Raw genomic sequence first — 17,177 nt, 5'->3', positions numbered from 1 at the left:
TTATTAGCAAAGAAAACAAGGCTCAGCAAATGCAGAGCCTCATTGATTTCACAAGTAGCAAGTTAACTACTCAGTTATGGAATATTAGTCGCAATGCTAGACTGAGCATCGGCGATACTCTTAATCAAATTAGTAGCCGATGACATAACAAATGAATGTTGCTCCATCAGCTGCTGTACTTGCAATTCATCCGCCGTTGAGCCGGACATTAGGAGGTTAGTAATGAGTGGTTCGAGATCATTAACCTTAAGTGTCAACCTTAACTGCTCATTCCAAAGTGCCAGTCTAGTTGCCATTGCTTGCTCTTTTTCTGAGCCTTCATTCATATTTTCAATACTATCACTCAACTCATCAAGCTCAGTATCTATTTGCTCAACAGCAGCCTTTAGCGTTTCTAAAGCTTCGTTCAACTCAGAAACCAGATCATCGAAGCTTGTATCAACTAATGCAACACTAGGATCGAGAATAAAGACTCCACCTCCAATATAAACAAACATACCGCCATCAGACTCTTTCCATTCAAGTTGGCCGCTTGAATGATGCACCCAGCCGCTACCTGCAGAATCACATGCAGTCATGCCCAATTGTCCTGCTCGATAATCGTAACAAGCGCCACCGCTCAAAGACCATGGATTCCAGTTGCCACCCCATTGGTAGTATTTAAACTGCATTTTTCCGTTGTTTAATGTCCAACTATAACCAAGATCATCACAAGCCATTAAACCAAAATCACCACGGCCTTTATAGCCAAAACAAGCACCGCCACTCAAATTCCAAGGGTTCCAGTTGCCACCCCATTCGGAGTAGTGCAACTGTAGTTTACCATCGTCTCTGAACTCCCAGGTAAAGGTAGCTTCTTCTGCAAATGAAGATGTGCTAAATATCAACAAAGAACTGATAACAAATAAGGCAATTAATTGGTTTTTCATATCAATAGAGCTCCAGTCTATTACAACAATAAGTTTTAAATATTTAGATGGAGCGAACTGTAACGGTGAATTGTGGAGAAAATTAGGATAAAGAGTAGATAGGTAATTTTTGCTATTTAATCAATAGCTCAAGAAGATCAAATATCTTGCGCCTTAATGTAACTTTCATATTTCTTTGTGTGATTATAAAAACGAGTAAAAGGAGCTCACTTTTTGCGAATTCCTTGTTTTTTCACTAATAACTCATCGCCATTAGATATCTACAAAACACACCTTTTCAGTCTCTCAAATGCAATTGATAACTTCATAGAGGAAAAAAACAAAAAATATAACACGCCAGTTATGTTTTTTAGGCTATTTTTTGCAACTTTTAACGCTAGTTGGCGTCTAAAATGCATAGAAAAATGATTAGTTAATGCCATGATTTAGTTGAAGTTTCATTGACAATTGATAAAAAACAGCCATAAAGTATACTGTGTTTATGGGAATCCACCGCTCTTGGCAATCAACGCATTTTACCTTTAGCGAATAAAAACCTAGCCAGCAAAATTATAGGAAGTGTTTTATGCCAAATGTAGAAGATATTGCAGAAGTTTTAAGGAACAGGGCAAGCAAAGATGGCTTGTCAAATTATAGTATTGGCGAGCAGGGAGTAGGATATCGATCAGCCGAAGATGTATTGAATCAAATAACTCATAGAGAAGACAGTGAAAACATAGAAGAGAGGGAAGAAGTCGTCAGCGATAACTAACCTATAAGCTTTCACGGATGAATCTAATACCTCTTTTTCTACTGCCAATATTTGGTGGTTTTATCTATTGCGTTAACACAAGAAAAATCAAACACTTCATAGATAGACAAAGCGACCAGCGACTTTATTTTAGCTCAGCAAGCTATGGTATTGTTCTGTCACTTTTGGCAGCTGAAATACACATCATTATCTGGCTGTACTTTCCTACAGAATATTTATCCATAATAGAACTTGCCAATGACTTCGCCTTCAACCTGAAATCAAGCGTCAGAGCAGGAGAAACAAAAGGTGACTTGTCATTATTTTGCAGTGGTTCTATCGCGATTATTTGTTTGATGGCTTTTCTTATAGGGGTGATATTGCCTTACGCTGCCAACATTCCCTATGCACTACATGAAATAGATGAAGAAAAATTAATTAACAGAGCAGAAAAAGACGTCGAGTCAATCATTGATCGATATAAAAACGAAAATGCTATTTCGGTGTTGTACAAAGCCAGTTTAGAACTGAATAAAGCCATTTTATTTTTAAAGGACTGGGGAACTAAAGTCGTTCAAAAGAGAAACAAGGAACTTTCCAAGCAACGAGAACTCGATAGCATGTTAATAAAGTCTATGGAAAAATCCTGCTGTATTATGGTGACTCTAGAAACCAGACAAGTATATACAGGGCATATTCTCAAAATGAGCCCTACACATGACGAAGACAAATACATTCGAATCTTACCCATACTTAGTGGTTATAGAGACGAAAAAACCATGTCGGTGAGATTTACAACAGACTACCAACCAGCTTACGACAAGATTATTAAAGATAAAACAAGCAAAGATGAAGGAGAGTTTTCTCACATTAACATTGATGACTTCGAAGTCATCATCTACGAGAAAAACATTACTTCTGCACATCTATTTGACAAGAACTTGTATGAGAAGCTCTATAACAACGGAAGCTTACTAACAGCCTTCAATAAGATATAAAATTAAACAGAACCACCAGACACTCCGACTATAGCACTTAACTCAAGTCACACCTGGTTTCAAAATAGAAGTGCACCACCTATACTAATGGCTTATATGCCAAGGAGGTGCACAATGGGAAAGATTTACTCACATCTATCTCTATTTGAGAGACAGAGAATATTTGATTGGTTTCACTACCAGAAGAAGTCAATCAGGGAAATAGCAAGGCGATTAAGTCGTTCACATTCAACCATTAGTCGAGAAATAAAAAGGCATACTTACTTTTATTATGTTGATTGTTATTACCCTCACCCAGCACATCAAACCTATAAAAGCATGCTCAAAAATAGGGCAAAGAAGATACTGACTAAGTGTGATAAAACCCAAAACTATGTCGTCGAGAAATTAAAGCTAGGTTGGTCTCCAGAAATTATTTCTGGAAGGCTAAAGCGGGAAAATGAGTTGAGATATATCTGCCATGAGTCAATTTATCAGTTCATCTATAAAGAAGCTCCAGAGCTTAGAGCGTTTCTTCCAAGGAAACATAAAAGACGCAGAAAGAAATATCCCTATAGGAAACATCCCACAAAAATCAGTTTAAAAACAAGCATTCTTGAGCGTTCTCCATCGATTAACAACCGCTCAGAGTTTGGTCACTGGGAAAGTGATTCCATTGAGTCTAAAAACAGGAAGTGCGCGATTAACGTTTTATTAGAACGAGTTTCCAGGCTAACTCATATAACAAAACTTACTTCGAAAAAGGCATTCGTAACAAAGAATGCCATAGTAAAGCGATTGTCTGAGCATCCTGGTCATTTAGTTAAGTCGATAACCTATGATAATGGTGTTGAAAATGCTGAGCATTTAGAGGTTAATCGACGCCTTAATTGTGACTCTTATTTTTGTCAGCCATACCATAGCTGGGAAAAAGGCGCTGTCGAACAAATAAACAGCTTAATCAGACGGTTCTTACCTAAAGGAACTGACTTTACAGAGGTTACTGACACCGCTTTAAGAAAGATTGAATATCAGCTTAATTCCAGGCCCCGTAAATGTCTGGATTACAGAACTCCAAACGAAGTTTATAATGAAATAAATGGTGCACTTTCAACTTGAAGCTGGGTCTTTCACAAACGGAGTGTCTGCTTTTATTTAATTTGAACATCCTTGTTCAACATGATTCCTGCCAACCTTTAGGAGCCAATAATGCCACCGTCTTTGCGTCGAATAACCAAGGTACAATCTCTTGGAATTGTTCTGCCATCATAGGGTGCAGGGAAATTCGTTGCGTCAGGAGACCCATTACCGGGGTGTTGGATATTCACGAAAGCGGTTCTTTGATCCGGCGTGACCGTAAATCCTGTAATTTCGTCACTGTTGACTCCCACCAACAGACGCTTCGGTTCCGGGGTGTCTTTTGTAGTATCAAACACAACAAGTTGATCTTGAAGTCCATCAGGCTGCGAGCCGTCGGTACCAATAAATAAACGACCATAAGGATCAGCCCAGGCAGCATCAGGATCCGTAAAGACACCTTCGGTGCCCCGTGTAGAAGAAGCTAATAGATAAATATCCCAGGTGAATGAAGTGCCTAGGTGGTCATCTGAATCTTTGGTTCGGATAATATGTCCGTCATTATTTGGCGCTTCAGGATTAGCGATATTGGTATCTGTACGTTTACTGTTGTTGGTACAAGTCCAGAATACTTCTCCATGCTTACCAATGGTTGTCCACTCCGGACGATCCATAGGCGTCGCGCCTAATATATCAGCTGCAACTCGAGCATAAATTAAAACCTCAGCTTGAGAGTTAAATCGTGCGGCTAATTGTGGATTATCGATCGTTAATTCCAGCCACTCTCCTGTACCATCATCGTTAAATCGAGCAACGTAAAGGCTCCCCTTATCCAAAGGACTTTCCTTATCTCTGAGCGCTCTTTTCCATGATTTATCGGATACATACTTGTAACAGTAATCGAAACGCTGGTCGTCTCCCATGTAAGCTGCAATACGACCATTACGACTCTCGGCTATCGCAATAGCCTCATGCTTAAAGCGTCCTAATGCCGTTCTCTTAACGGGCTTTTGCGTACCATCAAAGGGATCAATTTCTACAATCCAGCCAAAACGGTTTTGCTCATTCACATAATCTTCATCACTCAAATCAAAGCGCTTGTCAAAAAGGTGCCAACCATAACCAAATCCATTCTCTGAAAATCCATAACGATCTTGCTCTTGAGTCGCAACAAAACCACTAGTTGCACCAAAGTAGCCATTAAAGTTTTCTTCACAAGTTAAGTAAGTGCCCCAAGGTGTTGCGCCAGAACCGCAATTATTAACGGTCCCTAATGGAATATTACCGTTGGGGTTTTGTAGCAATTTAGAATCAGCAGCGGGGCCAGAAAACGTTACTGGCGTATTAACAGTAATACGGCGAGAATGAGCACTGGATACCACTTTCCATCCACGTCGAAAGGTTCGTTTCAGTTTAACGACCGACACCCCATGAATATTCTGCGACAGACGCACATCTTCCAGGTTTTCTGGTCCAGACTTACCCAGTGCATGAATATTGGTACCATACTCATGATTGACGCACAGCATCCCTACATCATTACGCATGCGATAGTGTCTTCCGTAGTAGATAGCATTCCGGCAATCCATTGGGAAGAACCACATACCATCATGACCTAACCCTGTTTGAAGAGCCGCTTGTGCAGAAGTTGGACGAGCATCAGGCTCTCCGGTGTATTCCTTTGTTGCCCCGGGCTCTATTGGTGTTCCCCAAGGAATGAGCACATCATATTCATAGTCATCCGAAATAGTAGGCATGGTTGTATCAACAACATCGTCGATAGCAACAGGCTTAAAGTCGACGAGCTTGCGTCTTCCCCAACCCCAGCCAGCATGAGCACCAGGCGCCAAAAATGCGGTTGTAGCAACGGTTAAACTGCCAGCCATTACTTTGCGTCGAGACATGTTTGTTTCTAATACGGAAGAAAATGGTCGGTTTTCTGAAGTATTAGAGGGTGTATTTTCTATTTCATCATGAAGCTGTGCATTATCTAAAGCGTTTTTATTATCTGTAGACATAATCAGTTCTCATTGTAATTAAATAGAGAGCTCGTTTATTCGATACAGCAATCCTGAATACGAGCTTTTATTAGGTGTCGATAAAAACGCTACGCCTCAATCATGACGGTGGTTTTAACTTTTTATTTCAATCCATTGAAAAACCAGAGCCGGTTATCCATAACCGAAAACTTCATCACACTTTTTTTAATCTGAGAAAGGAGAGGCACGGAAACATTAAAACATGATTCATCAATATTAAAATTATCTAATACTTAAGGAGCTGTTTCTGTAATTACTTAAAAAGAAGAGCCCGGCTGTGTTAAAAACTCCTGTTCTTCAGCAGTGGACTCACGGCCTAATATTTTATTTCTATGGGGGTAGCGCCCAAAACGATCAATGATTACTTTGTGTTTCATTTCGAAGTCTAAATTTCCCTCAAGGCCTTTTTCACTAAAGAGCTTTACCGCTTCTTCGTGAATGGCCGGGGACTCACTGTGCATATAAGGCATATATAAAAAGGAACGTTGTTGGTCATTCAGATCTTTTGCTACACCCGCTCGTACTGCCTCTTGTGACAGACAAAGTGCCAGACTATCAAACGCAAAAGACTCCGGGCGATCTCGATACATATTGCGAGAGAACTGATCCAGTACAATGATCTCAGCCAATCGCCCCAGTGCCGTATCTCGCCAATAAAACAATTCGCTTTGTGATGCCGCTCGATGAACGTTGCCAAATCGCTCTGCAATCATTTGATCAAAAGCCACATCTTTTATCCAGTGTTGTTTTGGTTCTAACTCTTCAAACCAAAACGAAATTATTTCATTCGAATCAAAAGTCATTTTACTTTCCTTATTTCCCCATCAACCCGGGGTACAGTCGCTGACGAGGTAACATAATTTTAAACTGTGAAGGGGCATGAACCATTCCTTCTTTTTCTATCCAGGCAACCACTCCGCGCTTTTCTTTTGCCGCTTTGGCAAAACGCTTTTCGAGATCTTTATTTTGATAGTAAGCGGCAATCACTTTAGCCGGATTGATACAAGGCAGATTTTCACCCTCGATAACAATCACAGCACCATTATCAAAAAACAAACGAGAACCTATAGGTAGCAAGGTAAAGTCAGATACGCCGCTCACCAACATATTAGCGCCCAGCCATTCCGCTTTTACGGATTCAACCTCCATCTTCTGGGCGATGGTCTCTAGCTCTTCAGTGCTAACTAATGATAGTTGACGGGTATTCTTAATGTCTGTACCACGAGTATACCAAGGAGTTCTAGCATCCGACTTTCGCGTCATGCCAGCGTGCCTATCGTCTTTAATGCCTTCGAAGCCCAAAGCTATTTTATCTACAGACTGAGTGACAAAGGTATCTGAAGAATAGCAAGCATAAAGTTGTTGCAGCTGACCAGAGATTTTTTTATCCATGACACTTCCGGTTTCATATCAGAGAAAGGCTAACATAGGAGCAAAGGCAGTAGAGTGTCAACACACGATTGAAAAATGAACCTTACTTGTTGTTAACAAGCCGTCCTAACTCTTCTTTCATAGAGTCAGAAACGCTTTGTTTTAAGACAATAATAGCAATGCGACGATTAATCGGATTCTCAGGATTGTTTTCGTCAAACAGAGCTGAGTCAGCAAATCCTTCTACCCGAAAAATCTTGTCCATGGTAATCCCTCCACGAATAAGCGCACGGCGAGCGGCATTCGCCCGATCAGAGGATAACTCCCAGTTACCATACCCTTCGCGACCATCAAACGGAATGGCATCGGTGTGCCCTGTAATACTTAGCTGATTAGGTACTTTTTTCAGTACACCGGCTAAAGAATAAAGGATGGAACGAGAGTAAAATTTAAGATCGGCTTTACCACTATCAAACATGGGGCGTTTATCTTTATCCACTATTTGAATCCGCAATCCCGATGGGGTGATATCAATCAAAATTTGTTCTTTGAAGGCTTCAAACGCTTTGCTGGTTTCGACAAGGTTCTCCAGAGTGTCTTTTAATGCTTCCAGTTTTTTAACTTCTTGCTCCTCTGCTAGCCGTTCAATATCTTTTTCATCCAATTCCTTGGGTGGCTCACCGGCTTCTGGATGCACCATTTCGATAACAGCCTGATTGGCACCGCCTTCGCCGATAGGAATATTGTTCGCACCAGGCGTTAAAGTTGAGCCAGCAGGATCAACAAAATAACCGGATATCGCCTGTTTCTCTTCATCCGATGTATTGCCCATTAGCCACAGCAATAAAAAGAATGCCATCATGGCCGTTGCAAAATCTGCAAAAGCCACTTTCCAGGCGCCACCATGGTGACCATCGCCTTTTTTGATCACCTTGCGCACAATAATCGGCGCTTTTTGATTCTCCTGTTGCTCTTCCATAACGGTTCTTAGCGCCCACGCACACGCGCTTCTAGCTCTTCAAAAGAAGGACGAATATCCGAATAAAGAGTTTTGCGTCCAAACTCAACAGCGATCTGTGGCGGCACACCATTCATGGCAGCAATCAATGATGTTTTGATGCATTGATAAAACTTGCTCTCTTCTTCAGCTCTATGTCCCATGGCTGTTGAAACAGGTCCCACAAACCCATAAGCCAATAAAATCCCCAAGAAAGTGCCCACCAATGCAGCCGCTACATGCACACCAATTTCTTCTGGCGGTCCTCCCAAAGCTTGCATGGTAATAACAATCCCTAGTACCGCTGCGACTATACCAAAACCCGGCAAGGCATCGGCTACGCTTCCCACCGCGTGACTCGGCGCCATTTTTTCGTGGTGATGAGTTTCTAGTTCCGCATCAATGAGATTCTCTAACTCATAAGCGGTCATATCGCCTATCACCATAAGCCTTAAGTAGTCGCAGATAAATACAATGACATGTTCGTCTTTATTAATTAACCGATACTTCGAAAAGATCTTACTGTTTTTGGGATCATCGATATGTGATTCAATGGCGATCAGACCTTCACGACGCATGGTCGAAAACAGCTCAAACAGCATTGCCAACAACTCTAAATACACAATTTTGGTGTAGTGAGATTTACCTATAATGGCAAAAGATTTCTTAAACGCTTCGATTGATACTTTGGCCGGATTCGCAATCACAAAAGCACCAAAAGCAGCGCCGCCAATGATCAATAACTCAAAAGGTTGCCAAAGAGACCGAATGTCTCCGTGGGATAATACGTATCCCCCCAGCACCGCGCCCAGGACAATAATTGCCCCAATAATGACCGGCATCCAGTTTTCTCCTCATCTCAAAATTGAGCAAAAATGCTCCAGACCTCTGAATTAACTATAGATTATGAATGAGAGATGTCAGGCGAAAATAAAAACTGGCGATAAAAAGAGGCCTGAATTTGCATTGATTTATCTTGTTACATCGCCAAAGATAGTCATCTGAATATGGCTAAGGTAAAATGCGTCATTTATACGCAGCTTGAGATCACAATGAGCTTTATTGATCATCTGAAAACTCTGCCACAATATTTAATCCCCCAGCATGGGCTATCACAACTGGCAGGCAAACTGGCCGACTCCAAAACCTTTCCTTTTCGACACAATGTCATTAAAGCATTTGCCAAGCACTACGGCATTGATATGTCTCTGGCTCAAGAGCCAAATCTAGAAGCGTACGATTCGTTTAATGACTTTTTTACCCGCGCAATTCGTCCTGAGGTACGTCCGATTTGTGATGAACCCAATACAATGGCTTGCCCGGTGGATGGAGCCGTTAGTCAGTTCGGCCCCATTAAAGAAGGTCGTATTTTTCAGGCAAAAGGTCACGACTATAGTGCTACCGAGTTGCTTGGTGGCGATCAGGCATTAGGTAATCTCTATAAAAACGGTCAATTCTGTACGATTTACCTGTCTCCCAAGGACTATCATCGTATTCACATGCCTGTTCGAGGTTCATTAACTCAGATGATCCACGTACCCGGCAAATTATTTAGCGTGAATCCTTTAACCGCACGAACCGTTCCTCACCTTTTTGCGCGAAACGAACGGGTAGTCGCCATGTTTGATACCGAGTTTGGCCCAATAGCGATGGTTTCTGTCGGCGCAACCATTGTCGGTAGCGTTGAAACCGTCTGGTCAGGCATAGTGACGCCACCAACTAAACGAGAAGTGGTTACCACCCACTATGGTGAAGATGAAATTGTGTTAGAAAAAGGCGACGAAATGGGACGCTTCCGACTGGGCTCAACCATTGTGCTGCTGTTGCCCGAAGGTGACTTTGAATGGGATGAATCCATTGTCGAAGAAGCACCGACGATTCTTGGTCAGCCGCTGGTCAAAAAAAGATAAGTTAGAGCGCAAAAGGAACCACATGATTGATGTGGCATTGCTTTTGCGCCAGCATCATCAAGCGGTCAAATCCCAGGGCTACGCCAGAACATTCTGGCAGCCCTTGTTCTAAGGCCGCCATAAAAGATTCATCAATATCAACAGTCTGTTTGCCCATCTTTACTCGCTTAGCATTATCTTCATTAAATCTTGCCCGCTGTTCTTGAGCATCCGTTAATTCCCAAAAGCCATTAGCCAATTCAATACCTTCAACATACACTTCAAATCGGCCAGCGTAACCGGGGTTACTGGGTAAAAGACGTGCCAATGCACTTTGCGAAGCAGGGAAATCACAAATAAAGGCAATCGAATCTCGTCCCAGCAAGGGCTCTATCTGAGTAGCAAACAACAGCGATAAATAGTCATCACGGAACATATCTTGTGGAATATGCCCCAGTTTTTGCTCAGTAAATTCTCGTAGTGATGCGTTATCGATGGACTCAATATCTATCGATAAGTAATGCTGAAATGCTTCTCTATAAGACAGGGAATCCCGCGTCTTAATGCCTGTAGCCAAACTCACCAGCTCGTACACTTCATCCATCAATTGGTGATGGTCCCAATCTGTTCGATACCATTCTAACAAGGCAAATTCAGGCTGATGTTTTTGCCCCCGCTCGTCACTGCGATAAGCTTTGCTCAATTGATATATATCACCACTTCCAGCAGCCAGAAGGCGCTTCATCGCGTACTCTGGCGATGTTTGCAAATAGGCTTGCTGCCCACAGACAGCCAAACTTAGCGCATCCATATAGGGATCGGTCACGCTACACGACATAAGCGCAGGCGTATCCACCTCTAAAACGTCTCGCTGATAAAAGAACTCACGAATGGTGCGCATAAGCTGAGCTCGCAACGCCAAGGTTTCAATAGATGCAGAAGGATGCCAGGACATAAGAAAATAGTATCGAAGAATGTAGAGTCAAACTTAGCCTAAGTGGGACAAAGGCTCAATGTTACTTAATCAGAACAGAAAGCCAGAAGCGCAGTCGGCCCTTCTGGCAAAATCAGGTTAGCCGTTGGCTCGAGAAACATACTCGCCAGTACGAGTATCCACTTTAAGCTTGTCGCCAATCTGAACGAATAAAGGAACACGAACAACTGCACCAGTGTTCATAGTCGCAGGTTTTCCACCGCCACCGGAGGTATCACCTTTCAGGCCCGGATCAGTATCCACCACTTCCAAAACAACATGGTTAGGTGGTGTCACAATAATCGGAGAGCCATTCCATAAAGTGACCAGGCAAGTATCTTGTTCAGTCAACCATTTAGCATTGTCACCAACGGCTTTCGCATCAGCAGCAACCTGCTCGTAGGAGGTTGGATCCATAAAGTGCCAGAATTCACCATCGGCATAGAGATACTCCATGTCCTGATCCATGATATCAGCACCTTCAACTGATTCATTAGACTTGAAGGTTTTTTCAACGATACGGCCAGATAACAAATATTGGACGCGTGCTCGAGCAAACGCCTGTCCTTTTCCTGGACGCACAAACTCGTTCTCTAAAATTACGCAAGGCTCACCGTCCTGCATTATCTTTAGGCCATTACGGAATTCATTGGTACTATATGATGCCATTTCAATCCTCGAACTCTGTCGATATCAATTGGTATTACAAAACATGAAAGCCGCAATGATACCTGTTTCTGGCACAAATTGGCACAATCCTGACTGGAAAAAATTACTCTCTAGCTCAATTAGTAAGCCTGCTGAGCTATTGGAGCGCCTCAATTTAACCGCCGAACAAATGGGTGATGGCAAAGCGACAGAATTGTTCAAGCTCAGAGTGCCACTGCCTTTTGTAGAACGGATGGAAAAAGGCAACCCCAAAGATCCTTTGTTATTACAGGTGTGGCCTCACCCCGAAGAGTATCATCAGCAACCTGGTTTTACCTTTGATCCCTTAGCCGAAAAACACAGTAACCCAGTACCAGGCTTACTTCATAAGTATGGTAAGCGAGTACTTACAATCACCGCAGCTTCCTGTGCCATTAACTGTCGCTACTGTTTTCGACGCCACTTTCCCTATGATGAACAAAGCTACGGCCAAAAAACCTGGCAGCAGTGGTTTGACTATATTGCATCAAACCCTCATATCAATGAAGTTATCTTGAGTGGTGGTGAGCCCTTACTTACTAGTGACAGCCAACTGGCAGAATTAGTCGAAGGATTGAGCCAGTTTAACCATATCAAGCGCCTAAGAATCCACACCCGACTACCCGTGGTTATTCCTCAACGAATCACTCAATCGCTCACGGCGTTGGCCGCAAACAGTCCTTTCACCTGGCTTATGGTGTTGCACATCAATCATCCAAACGAAATCGATGATGCATTGATTCGCGCAGCGGCTCAGTGCCATCAAGCAGGGATCAGGTTATACAACCAGAGTGTCCTTCTCAAAGATATTAATGATGACGTAGTGATATTGGCAGAGCTCAGTGAAAAACTCTTTGATGCCCACATCCAGCCCTACTACCTGCATCTTTTAGACAAAGTCACCGGAGTTCATCACTTCGAAGTATCTGAACCTAAAGCCCAGCAGCTGTATCAGGAAATGTTAGCTCAATTGCCAGGCTTTCTTGTCCCTAAGCTCGTTAGAGAAATAGCCGGAGAAGCGTCAAAAACACCTTTTGTCTAAAATTCAACCCCTTGTATCGATATAGAGTTCAAAATTCGACCTATTTTATTTATTGATTAGGTTAGGCATTTACGAACATTGCGATATTCTGAATTTAACGAAAGGTGCGTGACATTTAGACAATTTTGAACTATTCGTTATAGTTATATATATAATTTCTTTTTGAGATTACTTTGACGTGGAGGGGCTGTAATATATGCAGTTTGCAGCTAGAATGAGCTATAGTTATATGTTTAAAACTTCACTTCAGGGAAAGTTGATGCAGTTATGATACAGGGAAAACTGGGCTTAAGTATTCGAGAACCCGAAGGCATCACGCCGACACAGGTTCCGAAAGTCACGCCGCGTCATGTAGCGCGGTGGGTGACCAATCTTCCGGTAGCGAATGTGAGCGATAGCTCTAGACGCCTCTACCAGATGCTGCTTGATTGCAATAAATCTTCTCTAAGTGACGATGACCGCTTAAAAATTTTGATGCAGTTGCACTCAATTGCCCAAAATGTACTCAAATCGCTGTCTCGCCATTTCACTGGACATACACTCAGTCTGACAGATAAACAGAAAAAAATCGCGGCACTGGTTCAAGCTTTGCATACAGAGCTAGCGATTGGCTTTAAAACGATCATCGAGCATGAAGCCGAATCACCCAGTATTTTAGGAAAAAAACTACTGCAAACCTCTATTTTTCTAGCGTTGGAGTACCTTTCTTTAACGGTAGTGCGTTGTTATCAAATTTATACCACTGTGCCCGCCCGAATCTGGCAAGAAATCAATACCATTTATCGCTTTGCTGTTGAGCAAAAACTGCATGAGAAAAGCTGTCACTTCGAGGGTTTTCAAACCGAGCATTCTATCCAGGATGTCTTTATCAAAATCAGCCTACTATCTATTGCCAGCCCCTATCAGCTAAGACAGCAAGAAATAGAAGTCGTCTTTAAAGGTCTGCAAAAGTACGTAGAACACTGCAAGCTAGAGAATTCCAGCCGTTTTGACAATCGTTACGTCATCGACCTGAACGAATCGAAAGCTCCGGTCCATCAGGCGCTCGCAAAAGTAAGACCGAGCCAGAATACCTACAGCTTTAATCTTGATAATGTGGTTTTACAACTGCAAATGGAACTGAAGCAGCGCCGACAAAAAAATCAAGAAGTAGCGATTGGTGGCCTATCTTTGCGCCTGATCCGTCATCTGTTAAAAAGTTGGGCCCATCTTTCATCACGAAACTTTGCTCGAACACCTTGCGAAGGCTTCTTGCATGTAAGCATTGGATTATCAGCCACACATCAATTTCTCAGCTCCCCCGAAGATGGCAACCTGGCAGATTCTCCTGAGACACTGGAGCATCTTGAAGGCAGCTTACGTCACGCCACATTGTTAGACGACGAGCAAAACCTATCCACACTGCAAAGCTTCGGAAATTCCAGTGTCGCCCAACCAACAAGCAACGATGCCGATATCTGGGCTAAGCTGTATCGCCCGCGCCAAGCGATGCCGGTCAATAACGAAATCGACTATGCTCACTCCTTTGGCAAAGAAAACCTGTCTGCTCATATTAACAAACCGGCTCATCATTTAATGGATGCCGAAATTGTTAACATAAGCCCAGGGGGATATTGCCTGCACCTCAATGGAAAATACCCTAATCAAACACAGACCGGTGAAATCATTGGGTTACTTGAAGTTGAAGACAATGGCCAAGAAAACTGGAACATTGGTGTGATACGTTGGATTAAACGCAAGGCCGAGAACCCAGGATTACAAATTGGCATCCAACTGATTGCTCCAGGTGCCAAGCCTATTCGCTCGCAGACTCCTAACGCTCACTCTACTCGCAAAGAGTATCAGGATGCATTGTTGCTTCCTGAGCTCAAAGGCATTGGACAACCAGCGACCATTCTAACCAGCCCATCCACCTACACTACGAATCAAAAAGTGAAGGTTTACGATGGTGAAGAAGCGTTTGAAGCGCGTCTGACTAAGCTTGTCTCTTCATCTCAAGGATTCCGCCAGTTTTACTTTGAGCGAGAAGTCGTAAAATCCAGTTACGACCAAGCATCTCCAGGGGATGATCCTGGAAAACGCAATGATGACTTTGATACTGTTTGGGATCTTATTTGATTGGAACTTATTGTCTAACCTGTTGTCGCGGCAAAACATATCATTTTGAGATTGATAAATTTTTTTAGCTGAGTCTAACAAAAGCTAAACTTTTTTCTCATTCCCGTATTTTTCGTTAGCGACTGCGTTCCAAAGTTTCCTATTCTTCGCTACAATCGTCCATATCACTCAAAGATTTGCATGATGCATAACAAATAGGATAAACGGCAATTAATGGCTAGTGACATCACTCCAATCCATCTTTTAATGCTGGAGTCTTCATCAAATGATGCAGAAACCTTGATCACCACTCTTAGGAATCGAGGATACGCAGTTAGAGCAACTCAGGTTATCAAAGAGGATGATTTACAAACGGCCTTAGAGAAACAATCTTGGGATCTTTGTTTTTGTCGTTCCAGCCTGCAATCACTTCCCGCCAGTAAAGTAGCAGATTTAGTCAATGAGCACGGCCGTGACATTCCTATCATCTTAATTACAGATAAAGAGGATGAAGCCACTTTAATAAATGCCTTACAAATTGGGCTTAAGGATGCGGTTTCTTTTGAAAGCCAGGAGCGCGTTTATCTGGTGGCGAAACGGGAATTAGAAAATCTCCAACAGCGCAAAGCTCGTAAAAAAGCCGAATCACAATTACGAGAAACAGAAAAACGCTGCAATCTGTTGCTCGACAGTTCGCAGGATGCCATTGCCTATATCCATGATGGCATGCACATCTACGCCAATCAGTCTTATGTCGAGCTTTTTGGCTTCGAAGATCCAGACGAACTCTTATGCATGCCCGTGATGGACATGATCAGCTCAGATTCTCACGAAGGTTTTAAGGGCTTTTTAAGACAGTACGCCAAAAAACCTTCTAATAATCAGTTTGCCTGCGAAGGCGTCAAAGCCGATATGTCAGAGTTTGAAGTGATTTTGACCTTATCTAATGCATCCTACGACAACGAGGAATGTACTCAGGTATTGATTCGAACCACATCCGACAGTGCCGAGCTTGAAGCACGAGTGAAAGAACTCAGTGCTCAGGACGTCATGACAGGCCTCTACAATCAAAACTATTTTCAAGAACAGCTGGACGAGATTATTAGTACCAGTGCTGAGTCAGGCCAGCGCAGCCACCTGTTGTTTGTGGCAGTCGATCAATTTGACGAAATCAGCCGCTCTTACGGTATCGCAGGCACAGACGATCTGGCTCGCGATTTATCAGACTGGTTCCGCGAGCAATCCGAAGATAACACCATGATCGCGCGCTTTGGCAACAGCTCTTACATGTTACTGGTCGAAGAAGAATCGCCAGACAGCGCCAAAAGCTTTGCTGAAAACTTATGTGTCTCTGTGCGCGACCACCTGTTTGAGCTAGAAGGCAAAACTCAACGACTTACTTTTAGTATTGGTATCTGCCCCGTCGGCGATCAGTCGAACAATGCGAAAGAACTTATCTCTAACGCTCACGCCTCTTGTTTGAGAGTGAAAGAAGGCGACGGAGTAAAAGTCTTTAATCGCATGATAGATCAAGGCGATTCTAAGAACGGAGAAATGATAGAGAAACTGCATGAAGCCATTGAGTCCGGCAAAATGCATTTGATGTTTCAGCCTATCGTTAAACTGCACAGCGAAACTCGAGCCTTGTACCAAACTCTACTAAGGGTACAAACCGAAACAGGCGAAGAAGTTTCACCTAACGAAATATTCCCTATAGCTCAGGTAGCAGGTCTTGCGGCCAAATTGGATCGCTGGGTGATCATGAAAGCGCTAAAAACCCTCAAAGAGAGTAATAGCCAACAGAAGCCAACGATCTTTATTTATCTCTCTGGCAGCTCGCTGACTGACGATACCCTGATGAAATATATTCAAGACGTAATTAAAGCCGTTAAGCTGCCTACCTCGTCGATTGTATTTCAGGTTAATGCGAACGATGCCATGACTTACTTGAAGCGTGTTATCACACTCAACAATGCGCTAAAGAAAGCTCGTATTGGCTTAGCAATTACCCATGTAGCTAACACCGATGATCACATCAGTTTATTGGATCAACTGCTACCTACCTTCGTTTTTGCCGATGGCGATATCACTTTGAACCTGGGTAAAGAGCCCGAAGCTGTAGAAAGCATTACAAAGATCTGTAATGAGGCCCATCAACGAGACATCCACTCTATCGTGCCTATGGTCGAAGACGCTGGCAGTCTGGCCGCTTTGTGGCCAGTGGGTGTGCATTATATTCAGGGCTTTTATCTACAAGGGCCTACTAACGAACTGGATTACGACTTTGAGGCAAGCGAGTTTTAATTTTAAAATCTCTTAACAGCCAAGCATAAAAAAACGCGAGCTAGAGCTCGCGTTTTTTTATGCTG

General features: G+C 42.8%; 15 protein-coding genes. 7 read left to right on the top strand and 8 right to left on the bottom strand.

All coding sequences use genetic code 11. From position 1 onward, the window contains the following. Nucleotides 1-74 precede the first annotated feature (74 nt). The gene (locus tag NH399_RS24405; protein ID WP_253044009.1) at nt 75-929 is read right to left on the bottom strand and encodes a hypothetical protein; all 855 of its coding nucleotides are present in this window, start codon (nt 927-929) and stop codon (nt 75-77) included. 565 nt (nt 930-1,494) lie between these two features. Here NH399_RS24405 and NH399_RS24400 point away from each other — a divergent pair. From NH399_RS24400 to NH399_RS24390, 3 genes are all read left to right on the top strand, one after another. Next, nucleotides 1,495-1,680, top strand: coding sequence for a hypothetical protein (locus NH399_RS24400; RefSeq protein WP_253044008.1), 186 nt, complete (start codon nt 1,495-1,497; stop codon nt 1,678-1,680). A 17-nt stretch (nt 1,681-1,697) separates the two neighbouring features. Continuing rightward, entirely contained in the window at nt 1,698-2,657 is a 960-nt protein-coding gene (locus tag NH399_RS24395; RefSeq protein WP_253044007.1) for a hypothetical protein, read from the top strand. A gap of 87 nt (nt 2,658-2,744) precedes the next feature. Continuing rightward, entirely contained in the window at nt 2,745-3,755 is a 1,011-nt protein-coding gene (locus tag NH399_RS24390; RefSeq protein WP_253044005.1) for an IS30 family transposase, read from the top strand. Nucleotides 3,756-3,832: 77 nt separating this feature from the next. Here the strand turns inward: NH399_RS24390 and NH399_RS24385 are convergent, their stop codons facing one another. From NH399_RS24385 to motA, 5 genes are all read right to left on the bottom strand, one after another. After that, nucleotides 3,833-5,731, bottom strand: a complete 1,899-nt coding sequence (locus NH399_RS24385) for a PhoX family phosphatase (RefSeq protein WP_253044002.1) — start codon at nt 5,729-5,731, stop codon at nt 3,833-3,835. 278 nt (nt 5,732-6,009) lie between these two features. Then, complete coding sequence (locus NH399_RS24380; RefSeq protein ID WP_253044001.1) at nt 6,010-6,555, bottom strand: DUF924 family protein; 546 nt, start codon at nt 6,553-6,555, stop codon at nt 6,010-6,012. Nucleotides 6,556-6,565: 10 nt separating this feature from the next. After that, nucleotides 6,566-7,144 (bottom strand): MOSC domain-containing protein, encoded by a 579-nt coding sequence (locus tag NH399_RS24375; RefSeq protein ID WP_253043999.1) that lies wholly within the window; start codon nt 7,142-7,144, stop codon nt 6,566-6,568. An 82-nt stretch (nt 7,145-7,226) separates the two neighbouring features. Then, complete coding sequence (gene motB, locus NH399_RS24370) at nt 7,227-8,102, bottom strand: flagellar motor protein MotB (protein ID WP_253043997.1); 876 nt, start codon at nt 8,100-8,102, stop codon at nt 7,227-7,229. Between the two features lie 8 nt (nt 8,103-8,110). Beyond that, on the bottom strand, nt 8,111-8,962 hold the full coding sequence (motA, locus tag NH399_RS24365; RefSeq protein ID WP_253043995.1) for a flagellar motor stator protein MotA: 852 nt from the start codon (nt 8,960-8,962) through the stop codon (nt 8,111-8,113). A gap of 210 nt (nt 8,963-9,172) precedes the next feature. Between motA and asd the strand changes: the two genes are divergently transcribed. Further along, nucleotides 9,173-10,030 (top strand): archaetidylserine decarboxylase, encoded by an 858-nt coding sequence (gene asd / locus NH399_RS24360; RefSeq protein WP_253043993.1) that lies wholly within the window; start codon nt 9,173-9,175, stop codon nt 10,028-10,030. 1 nt (nt 10,031) lies between these two features. Here asd and epmA read toward each other — a convergent pair whose 3' ends face one another. Continuing rightward, nucleotides 10,032-10,964, bottom strand: coding sequence for an EF-P lysine aminoacylase EpmA (epmA, locus tag NH399_RS24355; RefSeq protein WP_253043991.1), 933 nt, complete (start codon nt 10,962-10,964; stop codon nt 10,032-10,034). A 117-nt stretch (nt 10,965-11,081) separates the two neighbouring features. Then, a complete protein-coding gene (gene efp, locus NH399_RS24350; protein WP_253043989.1) occupies nt 11,082-11,651 on the bottom strand; it encodes an elongation factor P in 570 nt (189 codons plus the stop codon). A 43-nt stretch (nt 11,652-11,694) separates the two neighbouring features. On the opposite strand from efp, the gene epmB reads away from it, so the two are divergent. The 3 genes from epmB (at nt 11,695) to NH399_RS24335 (ending at nt 17,112) form a co-directional block, all read left to right on the top strand. Beyond that, nucleotides 11,695-12,711, top strand: coding sequence for an EF-P beta-lysylation protein EpmB (gene epmB / locus NH399_RS24345; RefSeq protein WP_253043987.1), 1,017 nt, complete (start codon nt 11,695-11,697; stop codon nt 12,709-12,711). Nucleotides 12,712-12,978: 267 nt separating this feature from the next. Beyond that, nucleotides 12,979-14,829: a hypothetical protein gene (locus NH399_RS24340; RefSeq protein WP_253043985.1), complete on the top strand. Its 1,851-nt coding sequence runs from the start codon at nt 12,979-12,981 to the stop codon at nt 14,827-14,829. A gap of 213 nt (nt 14,830-15,042) precedes the next feature. Beyond that, nucleotides 15,043-17,112, top strand: coding sequence for an EAL domain-containing protein (locus NH399_RS24335; protein WP_253043983.1), 2,070 nt, complete (start codon nt 15,043-15,045; stop codon nt 17,110-17,112). The last annotated feature ends 65 nt before the right edge of the window (nt 17,113-17,177 follow it).

Origin of the sequence: Pleionea sp. CnH1-48 (genome assembly GCF_024124665.1) — a bacterium.
In the GTDB taxonomy this organism is placed as follows: domain Bacteria; phylum Pseudomonadota; class Gammaproteobacteria; order Enterobacterales; family Kangiellaceae; genus JAMXSB01.
The sequence above is the reverse complement of the archived record's forward strand: the minus strand, read 5'-3'. Positions and strand labels throughout refer to the sequence as shown.

Coding starts and splice junctions, on each gene's coding strand:
- NH399_RS24405 (WP_253044009.1), bottom strand. CDS start 929: ATGAAAAACCAATTAATTGCCTTATTTGTTATCAGTTCTTTGTTGATA.
- NH399_RS24400 (WP_253044008.1), top strand. CDS start 1,495: ATGCCAAATGTAGAAGATATTGCAGAAGTTTTAAGGAACAGGGCAAGC.
- NH399_RS24395 (WP_253044007.1), top strand. CDS start 1,698: ATGAATCTAATACCTCTTTTTCTACTGCCAATATTTGGTGGTTTTATC.
- NH399_RS24390 (WP_253044005.1), top strand. CDS start 2,745: ATGGCTTATATGCCAAGGAGGTGCACAATGGGAAAGATTTACTCACAT.
- NH399_RS24385 (WP_253044002.1), bottom strand. CDS start 5,731: ATGTCTACAGATAATAAAAACGCTTTAGATAATGCACAGCTTCATGAT.
- NH399_RS24380 (WP_253044001.1), bottom strand. CDS start 6,555: ATGACTTTTGATTCGAATGAAATAATTTCGTTTTGGTTTGAAGAGTTA.
- NH399_RS24375 (WP_253043999.1), bottom strand. CDS start 7,144: ATGGATAAAAAAATCTCTGGTCAGCTGCAACAACTTTATGCTTGCTAT.
- motB (WP_253043997.1), bottom strand. CDS start 8,102: ATGGAAGAGCAACAGGAGAATCAAAAAGCGCCGATTATTGTGCGCAAG.
- motA (WP_253043995.1), bottom strand. CDS start 8,962: ATGCCGGTCATTATTGGGGCAATTATTGTCCTGGGCGCGGTGCTGGGG.
- asd (WP_253043993.1), top strand. CDS start 9,173: ATGAGCTTTATTGATCATCTGAAAACTCTGCCACAATATTTAATCCCC.
- epmA (WP_253043991.1), bottom strand. CDS start 10,964: ATGTCCTGGCATCCTTCTGCATCTATTGAAACCTTGGCGTTGCGAGCT.
- efp (WP_253043989.1), bottom strand. CDS start 11,651: ATGGCATCATATAGTACCAATGAATTCCGTAATGGCCTAAAGATAATG.
- epmB (WP_253043987.1), top strand. CDS start 11,695: ATGAAAGCCGCAATGATACCTGTTTCTGGCACAAATTGGCACAATCCT.
- NH399_RS24340 (WP_253043985.1), top strand. CDS start 12,979: ATGATACAGGGAAAACTGGGCTTAAGTATTCGAGAACCCGAAGGCATC.
- NH399_RS24335 (WP_253043983.1), top strand. CDS start 15,043: ATGGCTAGTGACATCACTCCAATCCATCTTTTAATGCTGGAGTCTTCA.